The sequence below is a fragment of the Candidatus Tisiphia endosymbiont of Dioctria linearis genome (assembly GCF_964026545.1).
Taxonomy (GTDB): domain Bacteria; phylum Pseudomonadota; class Alphaproteobacteria; order Rickettsiales; family Rickettsiaceae; genus Tisiphia.
Map to the genome: position 1 here is coordinate 554,625 of NZ_OZ032156.1, position 19,902 is coordinate 574,526.

At 32.2% G+C, this 19,902-nt stretch carries 18 protein-coding genes and 3 pseudogenes; 5 read left to right on the plus strand and 16 right to left on the minus strand.

The window, feature by feature from the left end:
* The first annotated feature begins 5 nt into the window (after nt 1-5).
* Both AAGD42_RS02675 and AAGD42_RS02680 read left to right on the plus strand, forming a co-directional pair.
* Nucleotides 6-1,070 (plus strand): hypothetical protein, encoded by a 1,065-nt coding sequence (locus AAGD42_RS02675; RefSeq protein ID WP_341753159.1) that lies wholly within the window; start codon nt 6-8, stop codon nt 1,068-1,070.
* 129 nt (nt 1,071-1,199) lie between these two features.
* Nucleotides 1,200-1,736 (plus strand): invasion associated locus B family protein, encoded by a 537-nt coding sequence (locus AAGD42_RS02680; RefSeq protein ID WP_341753160.1) that lies wholly within the window; start codon nt 1,200-1,202, stop codon nt 1,734-1,736.
* Nucleotides 1,737-1,949: 213 nt separating this feature from the next.
* On the opposite strand, the pseudogene AAGD42_RS02685 reads toward AAGD42_RS02680, so the two are convergent.
* The 12 genes and pseudogenes from AAGD42_RS02685 to AAGD42_RS02730 all read right to left on the minus strand — a co-directional run.
* Nucleotides 1,950-2,155, minus strand: a pseudogene (locus AAGD42_RS02685) (helix-turn-helix domain-containing protein); the annotation flags it as partial.
* Between the two features lie 72 nt (nt 2,156-2,227).
* Entirely contained in the window at nt 2,228-3,946 is a 1,719-nt protein-coding gene (locus tag AAGD42_RS02690) for a hypothetical protein (RefSeq protein ID WP_341753161.1), read from the minus strand.
* Between the two features lie 1,085 nt (nt 3,947-5,031).
* Nucleotides 5,032-5,349: pseudogene (locus AAGD42_RS02695) on the minus strand (bifunctional (p)ppGpp synthetase/guanosine-3',5'-bis(diphosphate) 3'-pyrophosphohydrolase); the annotation flags it as partial.
* A gap of 21 nt (nt 5,350-5,370) precedes the next feature.
* Nucleotides 5,371-5,892, minus strand: a complete 522-nt coding sequence (locus AAGD42_RS02700; protein ID WP_341749620.1) for an IS630 family transposase — start codon at nt 5,890-5,892, stop codon at nt 5,371-5,373.
* Entirely contained in the window at nt 5,856-6,227 is a 372-nt protein-coding gene (locus tag AAGD42_RS02705; protein ID WP_341749594.1) for a helix-turn-helix domain-containing protein, read from the minus strand. The genes AAGD42_RS02700 and AAGD42_RS02705 overlap by 37 nt, the downstream gene beginning before the upstream one ends.
* 25 nt (nt 6,228-6,252) lie before the next feature.
* Nucleotides 6,253-6,942 carry a hypothetical protein gene (locus tag AAGD42_RS02710; protein WP_341753162.1) on the minus strand — a complete coding sequence of 230 codons (690 nt, stop codon included), beginning with the start codon at nt 6,940-6,942 and terminating at the stop codon, nt 6,253-6,255.
* A gap of 576 nt (nt 6,943-7,518) precedes the next feature.
* Entirely contained in the window at nt 7,519-8,040 is a 522-nt protein-coding gene (locus AAGD42_RS02715) for an IS630 family transposase (protein ID WP_341749620.1), read from the minus strand.
* Nucleotides 8,004-8,375, minus strand: a complete 372-nt coding sequence (locus AAGD42_RS02720; RefSeq protein WP_341749594.1) for a helix-turn-helix domain-containing protein — start codon at nt 8,373-8,375, stop codon at nt 8,004-8,006. The genes AAGD42_RS02715 and AAGD42_RS02720 overlap by 37 nt, the downstream gene beginning before the upstream one ends.
* Before the next feature lie 63 nt (nt 8,376-8,438).
* A complete protein-coding gene (locus tag AAGD42_RS07105) occupies nt 8,439-8,567 on the minus strand; it encodes a transposase (RefSeq protein WP_410520955.1) in 129 nt (42 codons plus the stop codon).
* Between the two features lie 83 nt (nt 8,568-8,650).
* Nucleotides 8,651-8,863: pseudogene (locus tag AAGD42_RS07110) on the minus strand (transposase); the annotation flags it as partial.
* A 19-nt stretch (nt 8,864-8,882) separates the two neighbouring features.
* On the minus strand, nt 8,883-9,188 hold the full coding sequence (locus tag AAGD42_RS07115; RefSeq protein WP_410521049.1) for a transposase: 306 nt from the start codon (nt 9,186-9,188) through the stop codon (nt 8,883-8,885).
* A 165-nt stretch (nt 9,189-9,353) separates the two neighbouring features.
* The gene (locus AAGD42_RS02730; protein ID WP_341753164.1) at nt 9,354-10,919 is read right to left on the minus strand and encodes a peptidylprolyl isomerase; all 1,566 of its coding nucleotides are present in this window, start codon (nt 10,917-10,919) and stop codon (nt 9,354-9,356) included.
* Between the two features lie 77 nt (nt 10,920-10,996).
* Between AAGD42_RS02730 and AAGD42_RS02735 the strand changes: the two genes are divergently transcribed.
* From AAGD42_RS02735 to kdsA, 3 genes are all read left to right on the plus strand, one after another.
* Nucleotides 10,997-11,737: a triose-phosphate isomerase gene (locus AAGD42_RS02735; RefSeq protein ID WP_341753165.1), complete on the plus strand. Its 741-nt coding sequence runs from the start codon at nt 10,997-10,999 to the stop codon at nt 11,735-11,737.
* Nucleotides 11,738-11,948: 211 nt separating this feature from the next.
* Nucleotides 11,949-12,254 (plus strand): preprotein translocase subunit SecG, encoded by a 306-nt coding sequence (gene secG / locus AAGD42_RS02740; RefSeq protein WP_094648920.1) that lies wholly within the window; start codon nt 11,949-11,951, stop codon nt 12,252-12,254.
* A 22-nt stretch (nt 12,255-12,276) separates the two neighbouring features.
* Entirely contained in the window at nt 12,277-13,104 is an 828-nt protein-coding gene (gene kdsA / locus AAGD42_RS02745; protein ID WP_341753166.1) for a 3-deoxy-8-phosphooctulonate synthase, read from the plus strand.
* Between the two features lie 220 nt (nt 13,105-13,324).
* Here the strand turns inward: kdsA and AAGD42_RS02750 are convergent, their stop codons facing one another.
* The 4 genes from AAGD42_RS02750 to uvrA form a co-directional block, all read right to left on the minus strand.
* The gene (locus AAGD42_RS02750) at nt 13,325-15,379 is read right to left on the minus strand and encodes a S9 family peptidase (RefSeq protein ID WP_341760762.1); all 2,055 of its coding nucleotides are present in this window, start codon (nt 15,377-15,379) and stop codon (nt 13,325-13,327) included.
* Between the two features lie 248 nt (nt 15,380-15,627).
* Entirely contained in the window at nt 15,628-16,176 is a 549-nt protein-coding gene (locus AAGD42_RS02755) for a GNAT family N-acetyltransferase (protein ID WP_341753168.1), read from the minus strand.
* Between the two features lie 15 nt (nt 16,177-16,191).
* Nucleotides 16,192-16,878 (minus strand): 7-cyano-7-deazaguanine synthase QueC, encoded by a 687-nt coding sequence (gene queC, locus AAGD42_RS02760; RefSeq protein ID WP_341750616.1) that lies wholly within the window; start codon nt 16,876-16,878, stop codon nt 16,192-16,194.
* Nucleotides 16,879-16,938: 60 nt separating this feature from the next.
* On the minus strand, nt 16,939-19,797 hold the full coding sequence (gene uvrA / locus AAGD42_RS02765; RefSeq protein ID WP_341753169.1) for an excinuclease ABC subunit UvrA: 2,859 nt from the start codon (nt 19,795-19,797) through the stop codon (nt 16,939-16,941).
* Nucleotides 19,798-19,902 lie beyond the last annotated feature (105 nt).

Below are 19,902 nucleotides of genomic sequence, written 5' to 3' on the forward strand. Positions count from 1 at the left end.
AACTAATGATAAGATTATTGATAATTTGTATTACATTTTTGTTGTTATATTTTAGTTTTTCTATGTTAAATCAACTTGACTCAAGATTAACTTTAAACTTATATGACTATTATCTAGAAACAACATTTTTTACTTTCGTTATTTTATATATATTACTTACACTTTTTACTGCTATTTCTGTTAAAATATTATGTTTAATTATTAATCTACCTACTAATTTAAAAGCTCTTTTCTTTACTAAAAGAGCCAATAACGATAATTACTTACTAATGAAAGCTATGGCAGAATACGTTTCTGGTGAAAAATTAAAATCAGCAGTAACGAGCCAAAAAATATCTTACCGTTTAAGCCAGGAAAATAAGGTGTTTCATATTTTACTTTTAGCAGAATCAGAACTAGATATTTCAGTAAAAATAAAATATTTTCAGGAATTAGAACAATCTAAACATTATATTCCTTTTGTTACCAAAAGACTCGCACAAATACATTATCAGAATAATATGTATGACATAGCTGAGTATTATGCTGTTAGATCGTTTAACTTAAATGAATCTGATAGTGAAACTTTAGAAATTTTACTTAATTGTTATGCCAAACTTGCTCTATGGACAAAATTTGTTTTTGTGGTATCTAAACTTAGCAGAGTTGACGGACAGAAACTAGAGTCTCTTAAAAACAAAATAGCTGATTATTATGTTATAGCTGCTAAAAATATGTTAGAGACTAACCAAACAAAAGAGGCGATATATTATTTAGAATCAGCTATTAAACTTATAGCTTCCCATATTGAAGCACTAAATCTTTATCTATCTTTAAACTCCTCTAAATGGAGTAATAAGAATATTGAGTTATTACAAACTGCCTTTACAGCAAGCCCATCTTTTGAAATTGTAGAATTATATAATAAATTTTCTACCAATGACTCCTCGGAAATTTATGACGATCTAGCAAATTTAGTCGATCCTAAAAAATATTTAGGATTATTTTTGGCGATAGCTGCTTATTTAGATTTACCAGAAAAGATTCAAAATCTTAAACAGGAAATCGACATTTTTATCGCAGATGATTGACAAATACATTAAATTTAGATATATTTCAGTTTTTAAGTTCGAATAAGCACGATTTTTATATGGATCAACTATTTGAACTTATCTTTGCCTACCAGATAATATTAAATAATTAATAAATTAGTAAAATTTATGACAAAATGTGTTAAAAAATCATTATTTGTTACAGCCGGTCTTGCTGTAATAGGTTTAGGGTTATTTTTTGGTAATCCTATCAGAGTTGATGCTGCGGTTAAAGAAGGGCAAGCCTTTTCAGATTGGGTAGTTAAATGCACCACAAGTGCTGATAAAAAACGGATTTGTTTTTTAAATCAGGCTCTTAATTCTACTAAAGATGATAAACAACAGGTGTTGGCTATATATCAAATAGGCTATTTTGGTAGCGGTAAGGAAAGAAATTTAAAAATGATACAAATAATTCCTACTGACGTTTCTGTTGCTCCAGGTACGTCTATTATCAGTTCCAAAAAATTAGTTGCTCCAGGTAAGTACGTTAATTGCACAAAAGATTCTTGCCAGGCTATTGCTGATATATCAGACACTGATCTTAAAACCATTTTATCAAGCTATGATAATCCTATTGTTGGTTTTATGAATTCAGCCGGTCAACAGGTAAATTTGCCATTTTCCACGAAAGGTCTTGAAGAAGGTTTAAAAGCTTTAAAATAGTAATTTGGTAGTAAGCATTCACGGAAAAAAAGTTAAAGTACAAGACGTCTATTAGCGAGAAGGCGTGAGCGGACGAAGCAATCCAAGAAAGTAATTGAAAATGGATTGTCCGTCACCACCAAGCGGTTCTTCACTAATAGACGCTTGGGTTGGATATACTCCGTCATTGCGAGCGAACGTATGTGAGCATGGCAATCCATGAAGCTTGTCATATGGATCAACTCTATTAGCCAATATGGGTTTCTTACGGCTTATTTCATACAAGGCTTCATCGCCACCATTCTCATATAATTCCTTGAATCTATAATAACTACCTCTGCTATACCCCATTGTCTTACATGCACTAGATACATTTCCTAAGCTTTTTGCTAGTTCAAGTAATCCTATTTTGGTCTTATTATTTTCTGATTTAAATTCATTTTAATCTCCATTTAATAATTTGTTTATTTTACTAAATGTAAGATTAAATCTCAACTACTTCAACTGATATGTCAAAAGTTTTCTGACAAAATAAATGATTGACTTGTCTCTCCTAATAATTCACTCTTTTCATCCACTAACCTTTTTTGATAATCGTGATTCGTTGAATGGTAAAATTTATCCTCTACTTGAGATACAGGGGAGCTGTTATCTTTTATTCTGTCTTGCAACGGATATGTAATATTTTGTAGTTTAGGAAAATTTCCAGGATAAAAATCTCCAGGATAAATAGTCTTTTGATCATCAAAATCAATTTGACAATCTATTGGCTTTTGATCAGTCACTATATCTTTATCTTCTATATAGTTATGCTTAAGATCAAGCTTTTCAAGCTTAGTATTATTTAATGTATCAATAAGTATTTTTGCTCCTTTAGTTGTTATTTCATTATCATTAAGATTTAAGTGTGTAATATTAGTTTTTGGTAATATAGCAACAAGTGCCTCAATATCTAAATCATTTATGAGATTGTTTTGAAGATCAAGGTGTTTAATCTTAGTATCCTTCAATATATTAGCAAGTTTCTTCATATTATCATTATCATCTCCTATACGATTGCATGCTAGATTAAGATGTTCAACTTCAATATGCTTTAATATAAAAGTAAGAGCTGTAATATCAAAAATATCTCTTGCATTATCTTCTAGATCAAGATACATAATTCTAGTTTTTAATGTAGGCTCACATTCTTCAACAGAATGAAGATTCTGTTCGACGAATGTATTGATGTAGTTGTGTTTCAGATCTATGTGGGTACTAATACTATCTTTTAGTAGAGGAACAAGTGCCTCTATATCTGAACCTTTTATTTCCATATTTTGAAGATTATAATCCTCTATATCCTCTTCACACGTACTATATCCACTATCATATGTCTCTTTCTGCTGTTCTTTAAAAGTAATGATAATTTTAGTATTTTTTTGTATAGAAATAAGTTCCTTAATTCCTTTATTCTCTATAAGGTTACCATCAAGAATAAGCTTTGTAATTTTAGTATCTTTTAATACAGAAGCAAGTTCTATCGCTCCTAAATTTCCTATCTTATTGTATTCAAGATTAAGATATGTAATTTGAGTGTTTTGTAGTATAGAGGCGAGTGTCTTAATTTCTGCATCACCCATACTGTTATATCCAAGGTCAAGATATGTAATTTTAGTATCTTGTGGTAAAGTAAGTGTATCATTTTCAACACTTGATATACTAGTATCTCCTATATTATTACCTGATAGATTAAGATATATAATTTGAGTGTCTTTTAATATGGAAACAAGTGTTTTAGCACAATCTTCTGCTATTTGGTTGCCTTGTAGATTAAGGTGCGTAATTTTAGTATCTCTGAGTGTAGAAGCAAATATCTCAATCCCTGTTATGTAGTTATGTTCAAGATTAAGGTGTGTAATATTAGTATCTTTAAGTATAGAAGCAAGCATCTCAAATTCTTCGTCATATATGTCGTTATATCCAAGATTAAGGTGTATAATATTAGTATCTTTTAGTAGAGAAATAAATGCCTTAAATATCTTATAAGATTTATCATTAGTATTAAGAGTCAAGTGTGTAATATTATACTCTTTTAGTATAGAAACAAGTGCTTCAATGTCTGAATCTTTTATTTTCTCGTCTCGAAGATCAATAGTAATGGGATCTTTTTGTAGTATAGAGGCAATTGTTTTAATTGGAATTCTCCATGAGTCTTTATTAAGATCATGAATATTTTTGTCACCAAACAATACAGCTGTGTTGATGTAGTTCGACGTGTTATCTGATTTATATAATCCCTGCAAGACTCTAGTTCTGCTGGTAATTTGGACAATAATGGGGTACTAGAATCCTCACATATACTATAGTACACTGCGGTTTGAGGTGAAGAGTCTCTTTCAAATCCTTTCACATAAGCAACTTTTGCAGGAAGTCTAATAGATATCTTTGGTAAATCTATTGCTGCTGACAATTTTGTCTTTGAGTCGGGGCATAAATTCTCAGCTACATCTATGTATGTTGTAATTTTACGTTCCGTATCTCCTGCCAACTCCCTAGCAGAAGTAATTTGCAAAAACTCTTCAGTGCTTATTGGCACACTGCAATCATTCTGTGCATTTGTGCTTGTCTTAGATTTTAATGATATTAACTCTGAATACCAGTCAATATCTTGATAGTGGGTGGTTACTGTCTCTTGAGATGGCTCTGGGGGCGATAGCTTTTCTAATAGTTCTATTGATGGGTCTGGTATTATTGTTGCATTATTCTTTATTACTTCTAAGGTATTTGATTTCTTATTGTTTTGGATACTATGATTGTCCCTGTAATCATTATCCATATTATCAAGTGGTAGATCAGTCTTGATGTATGGTGGTTTATTGAGTAATGCTTCAGCATATTGTTGGTTATGATCAACTTGCTTATTAACGCCTGATATTAGATTATCATGCTCTTGATAGCTAGTTCGTATATTTGCTAAATATTGTTCTTGAATTTGTGACGTCCTAACAGCATCTATATCTATCCTGTCATCAATATTAACTAACTGTCGAGATAATTGATTTACTTCAATGATATTAACTGCTATAATTTCAGCAACATAATATGCAGCATGTTCTTGGTAGGAAAATCGGTAATGCAACTGTGATATCTCAATATCTTGTGTTATTAACCATGTCACCTCTGATCTTAGAGCAACTGACTCATTAGCTATTCTAACATCATTCAGTCTGATGTTGATAGTAAACGGGTTTAATATATCTAATATATATTTATTTAATAGATCATAAACACTATGTAGAGTAGTGTTAGTTCTTATTGATGGCATTTTATATTGCAAATGTGATGCACTACCAAATAGTGCAATGTGATGCATCCTTTTAGTACGTATTTGTACTTCTATCTTCTGGGAATCTTTAACTATTACCGTATGTAATGATTGATAACCACTTTTCTTAGGAAACTTAATAAAATCCTTACATCGTTTTGGAATATGTTTATAATTATTATAAATAGTATCCAATATTTTATAACATTGACCTTCTTCCTCTACTATTACTCTAATGCCAATAATATCAAATAATTCTGTTACTTTACTAGACTTCTGTACTATCTTCTTAGCAATAGAATAATAAGATTTAACTCTCCCAGATATGGTATAGTAAAAGCAGTTAAGTTATGTTACAGCAAAGAATGCACAAATGGTGTTATACAATTCTTGTGAAAGCCCGATTTTTTGTTTAATCCACCTTTTCATATTAGCCCAAAATTTCTCTATTGGATTTAGGTCAGGAGAGTAAGGTGGTAAAAATATTACCCTACATCCTACTGATTCTATTAAATCTTTAGTCTTCTTAGACTTATGAAAAGCAGCATTGTCTAAAATCACAACTTGACCAGCTATAAGCTCTTTTATCAAAAATTGCTCTACCCAATTATTAAATAGTTCGGTATTACAGGTGCCATTGAATACAAAAGGGGCTATAGATTTATTACCTACCAAACCTGCTATAATATTCGTCCTTTGGTAATACTTCCCACTCTTCTTTGCTTGTAGTGTTTGACCTTTCTTTCCCCAACCTCTATCTTGGGTAATGTTCATCTCTATTCCGCTCTCATCTATATACACAAGCGCATCTGTAGCTAGATCTTTGATATCTTCTAAATACTTACATCGCTTTTCAGCATTAGCTTCCACATAGGTAAAGGCTTTTTTTTATAACTAAATCCCAATTGTCTTAGCCAATATCTTGCCCCACTAGCGCTTATCCCAAATTTCTTACCAATATCTTCCGTTTTGCTATTAGGATTTTCTTCTACATACTTGATAAAATCATCCATTTCTATACTAGGCTTTGCTCCTTTATACTTCCTTGCTTGATAATGACCTTCTTTCTTATACCTTACATGCCATGTATTTACTGTTGTAGGGCTCAATTGAAAAACTCTAGATGCTGACCTTTGACTATTTCCTGCTTCTAGATATTTTATTACTTTTTCTCTTAAATCTATACTGTATGGGCTAGTTGACATTTTTCATTTTATATTATCACAATCACTAACATAACTCAACTGCCTTTACTATATATGCTATGTCTACAACAGATAAAATATCATGCAATGTATTAATGGTGCTAATAACTAACTGTTGTTGATTGGGATATTGTTCTGTTAAACTAGTGACTATCAATTCTTGTAACTGTGGATGTAATATTGTTAAACAAGCATCTTGTAATGCAGTTTTAATGTTCTCTATTGTTACTTCTTGAAATAATGGTACATATATCTTACTTATTTCATTACTAATTAAATAATATTCAATATCTGATACTTTTGAGTCAAATATTATTTGATTCAGTAAATATGCAAATCTAATTAATAAGATTCTTATTCCTATATTAGGTTCTAATGATAATAATAACTTGATAGTCTCCTGTATTGTATCATGGCGATATGTGTTGTGAATTTGAAAAAGCTTAGTTAATGCATTAAATATCTTAGATATTTCAGTATTAAAATGTTGAATTTTAGATGCCTTTAAGTTAGCTTTTGCAAAACTAAAGAACAGTAATGCTGCAATAGTAGAACTGGTATCAGGGTATACTGAGGTGATGGTTTTTGCTATTTCTATGAATTGGTGATTATTATCTCTGTAATGCTTTATGGCAAAATTAAGTGCCTCCTTAACTTTGACTTCATCAAAATTAGGGTCATTTCTTAATGCTGCAATAATATCTTGATAGTTCATAATTTAAGTTTAAGTAACTATGAGCCTAAGAATCTGTCTGAAAATAGAAAATATCTTAAAAAATAAGAAAATTTACCGTACCACCTACGGCTTGTTTTATAAATTGAGCATTAATTAGAGTAAATTCGTTATTCTCCGACAGGCTCCTAGTGCAAAAAAGGCATAAAATTGTAGAAATATATTTAGAGAAAACCAATATAACATAAGTCATTTGTTTCATTTCTAAAATCCACTTCATAAAGGTGCAAATTTTTTAGTTGGTTAAAATAATTTAATTGTTTCATAATGATCGAAAAACAAGTAATACCAAACCACTATCTAATTAGTAACATAACTGCTCTAGATAATTTTAAGCTCTGCTAGTTGTAAATATTATTGGTTTGATGCTGAATTGGTACAAACATTTGATTCAGTATTTTTAGATACTTTAATTAGACTTTTATGATTCTATCATAAATCCAGTGGTTCTATACCAAAAAGTGTGTAAATTTCAAAATAGATTATATATAAAAATACGTAATAAACATACATAAGTACCTCACACTTTTGTTATAAGATATAGCAAAAGCAGTTAAGTTATGTTACAGCAAAGAATGCACAAATGGTGTTATACAATTCTTGTGAAAGCCCGATTTTTTGTTTAATCCACCTTTTCATATTAGCCCAAAATTTCTCTATTGGATTTAGGTCAGGAGAGTAAGGTGGTAAAAATATTACCCTACATCCTACTGATTCTATTAAATCTTTAGTCTTCTTAGACTTATGAAAAGCAGCATTGTCTAAAATCACAACTTGACCAGCTATAAGCTCTTTTATCAAAAATTGCTCTACCCAATTATTAAATAGTTCGGTATTACAGGTGCCATTGAATACAAAAGGGGCTATAGATTTATTACCTACCAAACCTGCTATAATATTCGTCCTTTGGTAATACTTCCCACTCTTCTTTGCTTGTAGTGTTTGACCTTTCTTTCCCCAACCTCTATCTTGGGTAATGTTCATCTCTATTCCGCTCTCATCTATATACACAAGCGCATCTGTAGCTAGATCTTTGATATCTTCTAAATACTTACATCGCTTTTCAGCATTAGCTTCCACATAGGTAAAGGCTTTTTTTTATAACTAAATCCCAATTGTCTTAGCCAATATCTTGCCCCACTAGCGCTTATCCCAAATTTCTTACCAATATCTTCCGTTTTGCTATTAGGATTTTCTTCTACATACTTGATAAAATCATCCATTTCTATACTAGGCTTTGCTCCTTTATACTTCCTTGCTTGATAATGACCTTCTTTCTTATACCTTACATGCCATGTATTTACTGTTGTAGGGCTCAATTGAAAAACTCTAGATGCTGACCTTTGACTATTTCCTGCTTCTAGATATTTTATTACTTTTTCTCTTAAATCTATACTGTATGGGCTAGTTGACATTTTTCATTTTATATTATCACAATCACTAACATAACTCAACTGCCTTTACTATATATGGCACTGTTAACAAAATAATTTAAATAATTTAGCAAGAGCCAATGCGATAAAGCTGAGGAAGGTGGAATCAAGCTTATCAAAACGCATGGCAATTCTTTTATTTTCCTTAAGTCTGCCAAAAAGCCTTTCAATAATATGCTGTTGCGGTAAATTTTGGTATCATAAAAATCCTCTGGCGTTAAATTGGAGTCATTAGGCAAATAAACTCCTTTATATGGAATAACGGGAATAGCATTTTTTGATTTGATAAAATTTCTAATATTGCCGTTATCGTATCCCTTGTCCGCAACAACAAAGTCAATTTCTTCCCAAGGCCATAATTGCTCAACTGTTTTGCAATCCTGCCTTTGAGCGGGAAATAATTGGCAGTTAATACAACCATTACTGGTAATTGCTAAATGGATTGTAGTACCTAATCCCTTCCTACCCCTACCTGTTGATTGTGAACCTTTATTTTTTTAAAGCACCTCCTCCATGTCGATGTAATGGTACAATTGAGCCATCAACAAATACTATGTCCATTAACAACTGTTTAACGCTTTGAAGGTGATACAACAAGTGCCAAAAGAATCCATTCTCACTCCATCTTTTGTATCTTGTATAGATTGTGTGCCAATTTCCATATTCTGATGAAAGGTCACGCCAGGGCACTCCTGTCCTCAGTACATACAGAACGCCACAAAAAAATTTATAATGACTCACTTTCATTGGCGTCCTGGTTTCCTGAGTTCTCTTTTTATTATTGGCTCTATTAATTCTTTAAATTTGCTTTCACTAATTGGGTATTTCCTTATTTCTTCCATATTTGAACCTAATTAAACTTTCTTTATTGCTCAATTATTCTTACCATACCTTTATCTTTATATTAGGTTCTAATATGATAGTGCAAATTTCTTCAGGCGGAAAATTAATTAAAAATGTTTACGATCCCACCTGTTTCATTTTGTTTTTCTTGATAGCATAGCTAATCATCTCATCAATAACATTATTTTGTATGGCACTTGCAATATCCTTCTCATTTTTTTTCTGAATTTCCTGGTTTTTTTTCTTATCAATTTTCTTTGATTTTATATAAGCAAAATACGCCTTATCTTTTGACTGAAAAACTGGAGTATTGGAGCCAATATTAGTCCGGAAAATTGCTGATAATAATTCTGCTGGTAGCTGATGATTATTATGAATTTCAGACCTAGAAAAAGCTGTAGATTGGCTAGTAATAACTTTCAAAAATTCTTTATTCTTAGTTGGGGTGTACTCTTTAGCAATAGTTTCTATGGTTTTTAAATTTAGACCTTTTAAATATTGTTCATTCCATAGTTTTTGCACTTGCTCTTTAACTACCGAGAATTCTTGCACTTTGCTTGGTTGAATAGACTTAATCTCAACCAATATAAAAGCTCCTTTTTCAGTTAATTCTATTGGATATGATAATTCCCCTTCTGCAAGATCAAAAATACTGTCCGCATTTTGGGCAATATCAATTTTATTAACTGCTAAATCCTGATAACTTATAGACTCTAAATTTTGTATGGGTAATTCATATTTCCCAGCAATTTCTGTTAAACTTGAGCCAGATGCAACGTCATCTTCTAGATTTTTAATCATTAATAGTTTCAATTCTTCTGCTTTTTGTTGTTGCAGTAATTCGTTAACTTGTTTTTTGACCTCGCTAAACTTTTTATTAGCAAATTCTTCTTTGTTGTCCTGATAAAAATTTAATAACTCCTCATCATTATTATGAACTTTTTGGCATAACATTTCACTTGATATTTTTACATAAGACAAATTACGTTTTTCCGGTACTTCAAACAATGTTAGGTTATTTTGGTATAAATCTTCTAACTGCGATATGGTTGGAGGAGTTATTACTAAGTCTTTAGATTGACGTCGTAGATCAATTTGTACAAGTTCTACATCTCTTGTTTCAGCTATGTAATCTACAATATTTTTGACCATTATCTTTGGCGCAGGAAATGATTCTATAAAAATGCTAATTAGAAGATTCTTTAAAGTATGTTCTTTAATGTCAGACAAATAATCTTCTTCATTAATGTAAGAATTTTTTAAAAAACCTTTAAATCTCTCTATGTCAAATAGACCATGTTCATTCTTAAAATTAGGATTTTCCTTAATTAACTCGATCACAGTATCATCAGTTAAATCTAAATTATAATAGCCAACTAAATAGTTGATAATACGGTTATTGATAAGTTTTTTAATAATAAAATTATCAATATTTAACTGCTTTATATCTTCTTCACTAAGATTTGCGCCACTTTGTCTTTGAATAGCCCGAATTTGTTCGGCTTTTTCTTTTAGAAAATCTTCTTGGCTAATATTATTTGCATCAGAAAAGGTAATCAAATCAAAATTATTGCTAGTATGCAATACATCTTTAATTCCCCATCCAACAAAGGCGAAGGCAATTACGCCAAGTAGAATACGCATTACAAAACTATCAGCAGCGTTTCTAATATTATTTAACATAAATATAAAATTTTTCTTCTTTAAGTGTTTACAATACACTAAAATAGTTCGTCCACTAATATCTGCAAGTGATTTTTATGAAAAAACTTATTATTGTTAATTGGAAAATGCATATGAGCTTAGATGAGGCATTTAAATTTTGTACTAAGCTTACAGAACAACAGTATAATAATCAGCTTATTATAGCTCCTCCTGTTCCTTATCTTGCTTATCTATCTGACAAATTCAAATTTTTAGAGTTTTGTGGACAGAATGTTAGTCAATTTGCTGGGCAGGGGAGTTACACTGGAGAATATTCTAGCTTACTATTAAAACTGAGTAAAATTAATTACTCTATTGTTGGTCATAGTGAACGAAGAAATTTCTTGCAAGAATCTAATGCATTAATAAGACAAAAAGCAGAAAATTGTTTGGAGTCTCAAGTCACCCCTATTATTTGTATTGGAGAGGATTTAGCTATACGACAAAACAATAATTATAAAGATTTTTTATTAAAGCAGTTAGAGGAATCTTTGCCAAATATAGTAGGTGAACAAAATTTAATAGTAGCATATGAACCAATTTGGGCTATAGGAACAGGGATTACTCCTGGACAAGAAGAATTAACAGAAATATTTGATGCCCTTAATTATTATCTCAAGCAAAGGCAAGTTGCAAATAATATCAGCTTAGTATATGGTGGATCTGTAAATTTAGATAATATAGAAAAGATATTAAGTATACAGAATATTGATGGGGTTATGGTTGGCAAATCCTCACTTGATTATCAAATGCTAGTTCAAATGTTAAATATAGCTAACTCGAACTGGCATCATTAGACCTCTTGCATAACCTAAAGATAATTGAGGAATTTTTAGGAAAAACGAAGTCGAGTACCGCAGCGTACTAAGATGTACGTGAGGAACGGAGACGAGTTTTGACAACAAAATTACCAATTAGATTAGGTTATGCAAGAGGTCTATTGCTAGGAGGCTGTCTACGATAATTAATTAATTATTTTTAGGGTTAAATTATTAGGGTTTTTAAAAAATGATAAATATATTACTTTTTGTTCATATTGTGATAGCAATATTGCTAATTATTGTAATTTTGATGCAAAAGACTGGTAGTGATGGATTAAGTGGTATTGGTGGTGGTAATGGGACTATGGGTGTTGTTGCAGGTCGGACGGTGGTTAATTTCTTAACTAGAACTACGGTAGTACTTGCCACGTTATTTATGATTAACGCTGTTATTCTGGCTAATCTGTCTTCTAAGAAGAATTCGGGAATAATTAAGAAAATAGAGCAAGTTGATGATAAGCAACAAGAATCTAGCTTGCCTATTGCGAAATAGAATTTAAGGAGCAACTGTACTTATGCAAAAAATAATTGACTTACATAATATCAAAATTGGCAATGCTCTACCATTTATTTTGATTGCTGGACCATGCCAAATAGAAACTCTAGATCATGCACTATTTATGGCAGACAAGCTTGTGACTCTTACGGCTAAACTTAACATACCATTTATTTATAAATCATCATTTGACAAAGCAAATAGAACTTCAATTAATGGTCTTCGTGGTAGTGGGCTTGACAAAGGGCTAGAAATTTTGTATAAGGTAAAATCAACCTTTAATTGTCACATTATTACCGATGTTCATACAGAGAGTCAATGTGCCAGGGTTGCTGAAATTGTTGATATAATCCAAATTCCCGCTTTTTTATGTAGACAAACAGATTTATTGCGGGCTGCAGCACTGACCAATAAGGTGGTTAATGTGAAAAAAGGACAGTTTCTTGCTCCTTGGGATATGAAGAATGTCCATGCTAAGCTGGAAAGCTTTGGGGCTAAGAATATCATGCTTACCGAGCGGGGAATATGTTTTGGTTACAATACATTAGTATCAGATATGCGTAGTTTACCAATTATGGCAGAAACTGGGGCTCCAGTAATTTTCGATGCAACCCATTCGGTTCAGCAGCCAGGTGGTATAGGCAATAGTAGTGGTGGCGAGAGGAAATATGTTGAAATACTGGCAAGGGCAGCTGTTAGCGTTGGAGTCGCTGGTATTTTTATGGAAGTTCATCAAGAGCCAGATGATGCTCCAAGTGACGGACCTTGTATGATTAAGCTATCTGATTTAGAACCTATATTATCTAGATTGAAGAGATATGATGATATAACTAAAACGTCTACATAATAGTAACTATAGAATCGTGAGCGTTCACGGAAAAAAAGTTAAAGTACAAGACGTCATTGCAAGAAGGCGTAGACGACGAAGCAATCTATTCCTGGTCACTTTTTGGATTGCCGCGTCGTCGCAAAGCGGCTCCTCGTAATGACGCTTGGTGAGCATATTTTTTATTCATCATAAGAAAATAGCAAAAAAACCGTAAACGCTTACAATCCGGTTAACTATACTATCTGATTATGCCAAAAGCCCTAAATATAAATATTATCTCATCGGCTGCTTCTTTTAGATAATCGAAACGACCAGAAGAACCTTTATGCCCTGAATCCATATTAGTTTTTAGCAATAATATGTTATTATCTGTTTTTGTTGCTCGAATCTTTGCTGCCCACTTAGCTGCTTCCCAATACCCAACTCTAGGGTCAGAAATTCCAGCCGTGATAAATAGACTCGGGTAGTTTTGAGCTTTTATATTATCATACGGAGAATAAGACTTAATATAGTTAAAATAATCTAGCTCTTTAGGATTGCCCCACTCCTTAAATTCACTAGGGGTTAATGGCAGTTCTTCATCGAGCATAGTATTTAATACATCAACAAAAGGTACATGGGCAAGGGCTGCTTTAAATAATTCTGGTTGTTCATTAATGACCGCTCCAATTAACATCCCTCCTGCACTTCCTCCACAAATTACTATATTACCCTGGCTAGTATATTTTTCTTTAATTAACTGTTTAGCAGAAACAATAAAGTCATCAAAAGTTCTTTTTTTATTGAGGAATTTAGCAGCTTGATACCAATCATGCCCAAGATCGTCTCCACCTCTAATATGAGCAAGAGCATAAACAAACCCTCGATCTACAAGAGAAATAGCTGTATTCCTAAAGGATACTGGTATGCTGATACCATATGAACCATAACCATATAAATATAAAGGATTCTTCCCATCCTTGTTAAACAACGATTTTTTATATAATAAGGTAATTGGTACTTTAACCCCATCATTATCAGCAAATATTCTTTCTACCATATATTCTTCAGGATTAAAGCCACTTGGTATTTCCTGTACTTTCAATATTGATAGTTGCTCACTGTTAAAATCATAACTATAAGTGGTGTTCGGTCTAGCAAGCGAAGAATAATTTACTCGAATATCATCTTCATCAAAATTAGTAGATAAGGCTGAAGCAGTAAAAGCAGCATCCGGGAAATGAATAATTTTTTCATTCTGCTCTTTAAGATGCTTTATTTTAATAACTGGTAATCCTTGATCACGATAATTAACTATTAAATAATTGTTAGTAATATTAAAACTAGCTAAATATCTAGTTGGGTCTTCTGGTATATAATTATTTTCCCATAAATCATTTTGAAAATTATGCACATTTACTAATACTATGCGAAAGTTTTTTGCCCCTTCATTGGTATTAATATAAAAATTATCACCATTATGCTCAACATCATAAAAAACTCCTCCCTTTAGAGGTCTAATAAGCTTAGGCTGAAAGCTATGATCAGACATTTCTACAGCATATGTTTCATTTTCATTATGACCAGATACATCAACGAAAATATATTGTCGACTGGATGACTTACTAACGTTCAGCTGATATAATGAATCTGTTATCTGATATACTAACTTGTCATTGGAAGTGATATCTCCTAAAGAGTGAAACATTAATTTATCATGACGAAAATTTTCATTAATCGGCATATAAAAGAACCCTTTCAGATATTCATGCCAAATTATATTGCGACTCACATTATGTATTTCATCTGGTAAATATTCTTTGGTCTTTAAATTATAGACTTTAATTGTATATTTTTCATCACCGGTGAAATCAACACTATAAGCTAGTAGCGTATGATCGGGGGAGATTGATGCTAGACCTAGATCAGTAAATTTATTATCTTTGGCAATAACATTGATATCTAATATAATTTCTTCCGGAGCATCCATTGACCCCATTTTTCGACAATATATAGGATATTCAGTATTTTCTTCAGTTCTGGTATAATAATAGTAATTATCTTTTTTTACATAAGTTGACTGATCAGCAAGTTTAATTCTGCCCTTTAACTCCTCAAAGATTTTATCTTTTTCTTTTTGTAATGGCTCAAAAAATTGCTCGGAGTATTTATTTTCTGCCTGTAAATATTCTATGATTTTTTTATCGCTAACATTAGGCCATTCGCTATCTCTAAGCCAGTTATATTCATCTGTAATTTTCTGACCGTGCAATAAAAAACTGTAATCGATCTTATCGGCTATAGGTAGCTTCATTTTGTCCTCCTTTAATTCACAACTTATATATATAGCAGATTTTTATGTTCCACTAATAGCTGTTTTCATTATTTTTTTAGTATAGCTATGAGACTAGTTAAATCGGTGCTTAAACGACGTTATTGCGAGGAGCTACTTTAGTGGCGACGAAGCAATCCAGAAAACGATTAAACTTACAATTGCTTCGTCGTGTTTACACACTCCTCGCAATAACATCTTGTACTTTAACTTTTTTCCGTGAACGCTCGCTACAGCACTCTAGCGTAAATATAATAGTCCCTATTTATTCCTTGCACAATCTCATATTTTTTGAGCAATCCCTCTTTAACAAAATTACATCGTTCCAAAACATTAATTGAGCGAGTATTGTCAGTTATAACAGTTGCTTGGGTGCGAACAATTCCAGCATATTCGATAAATCTTAAAATAGTTTTGATAGATTTTAGCATAATTCCTTTACCCCAAAATTCCGGATCAAGATCGTAACTTATTTCTGCTTTGAGGTGCATTGCAGAAACACTATTAAACCCAGCAGTCCCTATAAGTTTATTAGTATCTTTGAGGGAAATAGCCCAGTAAAATCCCCGATGATTATGAAATAAGCTGGACCAATATCTTATCTCATCAGTAGCTTGAGCTGTGTCCGATGGACAATTTTGTTCGGTCAGGAATGGTAGCATTTCTGACTTATTCATATAGGTAAAATAGTTTTCGGAATCATCACTAGTTAATTCCCTAAGAACTATATCACCTAGGTCTAATATAGGAAATTGATGGTATATAGATGGGTTAAGCATATGTTAGAAGATAATTTATTTTTTATAATTAGTGGGGTCAGTTACATTATTTTCTTCAAAGGCTTTAAGTCTAGTTAAGCATGAATGACATGTGCCACAAGACAACCCCTCATCTGATGGATCATAACAAGAAATCGTTTTAGAATAATCTACCCCTAATTCTAGACCAGCCTTGATAATTTCTCCCTTTGACATATTTATTAAGGGAGCATGAATGGTAATTTGTTTACCTGATACTCCTACAGCAGTTGCAAGATTTGCCAGATTATTAAAAGCTACTAAATATTCCGGGCGGCAATCTGGATAATTAGCGGAATCAGTTGCGTGTATCCCTATAAAAATATCAAAAGCTCCTATTATTTCACTAAATCCTAAAGCATAACTTAAAAATATGGTATTACGTGCTGGTACATAAGTAACTGGTATATTGTCCGGTAATTCACTATGATCTTTATATTTTGGTACGTCTATGGCATTGTCAGTGAGAGCTGATCCGCCAAAGTTACGTAAATCAATATTTATAATTTTATGTTGTTTGACGTTATAGTTCTGAACTAATTGCTTAACCTTCTCCAGTTCAACATTATTGCGTTGAGAATAGTTGAAACTTATGGCATAAATTTCGTAATTCATTTTTTTTATCATTGCTAGTACGGTAGCTGAATCTACACCGCCACTTACTAAAGCCACTGCCTTTTTCATAATAACCATCGATCCATTATATCATATAGTATATAGCAAAATTTTTGTCCACTAAGCTAATTATAGGTAATTTTTTAAATATTTTCCAGTATGGCTCTCTTTACAACAAGCAATATCCTTCGGAGTCCCGGTAGCTACTATTTCTCCACCTTTATCCCCTCCCTCAGGACCAACATCTATAACGTAATCCGCTGTTTTTACAACATCTAGGTTATGCTCAATAACTACCACGCTATTACCCATGTCAACTAATTTATGTAGTACTTTAAGCAATTTATTAATATCATCTATGTGTAAACCTGTTGTTGGTTCATCAAGTATGTATAAAGTTTTACCAGTTGAGCGTTTTGATAATTCTTTAGCTAATTTTATCCTTTGTGCTTCACCCCCAGACAAAGTAGTAGCCGATTGACCAATTTTTATATAACCAAGTCCTACCTCATTTAAAGTAACCAGTTTTTCGTAAATTAATGGTACTTTCTCAAAAAAGCTCATAGCATCTTCAACTGTCATCCTAAGAACGTCAGATATAGACTTATCCTTATATTTAATTTCAAGAGTTTCTCTGTTATATCTATCGCCATTACACACATCACATTTTACATAAATATCAGGCAAAAAATGCATTTCTATTTTAATCAGACCATCGCCTTGACATGATTCACACCTCCCACCTTTAACATTGAATGAAAACCTACCAACTTTATAACCCCGAGTTTTTGCAGTTGGTAGTTCAGCAAACCAGTCTCTAATATGGGTAAATGCCCCTGTGTAAGTTGCTGGGTTTGATCTTGGTGTGCGACCTATTGGCGACTGATTGATATCAATAACCTTATCAATATATTCAAGACCGGTAATTGATTTATATTCTCCCGGAAAGACTTTTGAAGATGGTTCTAAAAACTTTAAAGCGGCTTTATATAAAGTATGAATTATTAAGCTTGATTTTCCTCCGCCGGATACACCGGTTATTGCTGTAAAACTACCCAAAGGGATTGTAATATTAACATTTTGTAAATTATTAGACACAGCTCCAGTTAAGGCTATTACCTTACCGGAAGAGGATATTCGAGTATTTGCTGGTACTTCAATAAATTGTTTACCACTTAAATAACTGCCAGTTATGCTATTTGCACATTGTTTAATTTCCTCAATTGTTCCTTGGGCTACTATATGTCCACCATGAATACCAGCACCTGGTCCAACATCAATAATGTGATCCGATTCATACATTGTTTCTTCATCATGCTCAACAACCAGAACTGTATTACCAAGGTCTCGAAGATTTTTGAGAGTTTCTATTAAGCGAGCATTATCACGCTGATGTAAACCAATTGACGGCTCGTCAAGTACATATAACACCCCACTAAGTCCTGAACCAATTTGTGACGCTAAACGAATACGCTGGCTTTCTCCACCAGATAAAGTACCTGACCCTCTAGACAAAGCAAGATATTCAAGACCAACATTCATAAGAAATTGTAACCTTTCCTTGATTTCCTTTAAAATACGCTCGGCAATAGCTACTTGTCTTTTATTAAGCTGTTGGTCTAATTGATTAAACCATTTTTGTAGTTGTAAAATACTCAAGGCAGATACTTTTCCTATATGCATATCAGCAATTTTAATACAAAGAGACTCTGTCTTTAATCTATAACCTTCACAAGCTGTACATTTGTGTTCTGCTTTGTATTTTAATAATTCTTCTTTTACTACAGAAGAATTATCCTTATGTTCTTTTTCTTGTAAGCTAGGTATTATTCCAGCAAAAGGCTGCTGTATAACCCGAGATTTAGAACCATCATGATATTGAAACTTTATAGTATCTTCACCCGAGCCATGGAGCAATACTTGCTGTGTAGTATGTGGTAGTTCTATAAAGGGAGTGTCTAATGAAAACTCATAATGACTTGCCAAGGCTCTTAATGTTTCTAAAAAGAACTTTGAGGATATTTTACCCCAAGGTGCTATAGCTCCATCTTTAATACTAATTTTGCCATCTGGAATAATCAATTCTTTATCAAGAACTAATTCTTTGCCAAGACCTTCACATTTAGGACAAGCACCAAATGGGCTATTAAAGGAAAAGATTCTTGGTTCTATCTCAGTAATCTGGAAACCAGAAACTGGACAAGAATATTTTTCTGAAAAAATGATTCTCGAACCTTTAGTAAGGTGGGTTTCTACTCCGTTTGGTAAATCAACAATCTCGACATATACTATACCATCTGCCAATTTAAGAGCTATTTCCAAACTATCTGCAAGTCTATTGCCTAAATCACCTTCTAGAGAAATCCTATCAACAATTACTTCAATATTATGTTTTTTATTCTTATCAAATTTTGGTAGATCATCAATCTCATAAATTTCATTGTTAATTACCAGTCTGCCAAAACCTTGTTTTCTAAGATCAAGAATTTCACGTCTGAATTCACCTTTTTGCCCTCTGATAATGGGTGCTAAAATGTATAATTTACTTCCCTTAGGAAAATCACGAATAGCATCTATCATCTCTGATATGGTTTGATTCTTTATAGGTAGACCTGTTGCTGGAGAATAAGGTACTCCTACCCTTGCATATAGTAATCTCAAATAATCATAAATCTCAGTTATAGTACCTACTGTAGAACGTGGATTTTTAGATGTAGTTTTTTGATCAATAGCTATTGCCGGTGACAAACCAGAGACTGATTCAACATCAGGTTTATCCTGAAGATGTAGAAATTGCCTAGCATAGGAAGATAGACTTTCCACATATCTACGTTGCCCTTCTGCGTAAATAGTATCAAAAGCTAGTGAAGATTTACCAGAACCACTAAGACCGGTAATTACCACAAACTTATTTCTTGGAATATCAACATTTACATTCTTTAAATTATGCTCCTTAGCACCGCGAACTTTAATATATTCTTGCATCATAATTTATCATAAATTTTTAAGGAACTTTCAAAAAACTTGTAGCATTATAGGTTGTTTTGAATTATTATTGCAATAATAAAATATTATTTTAGATGGTGAAGATTT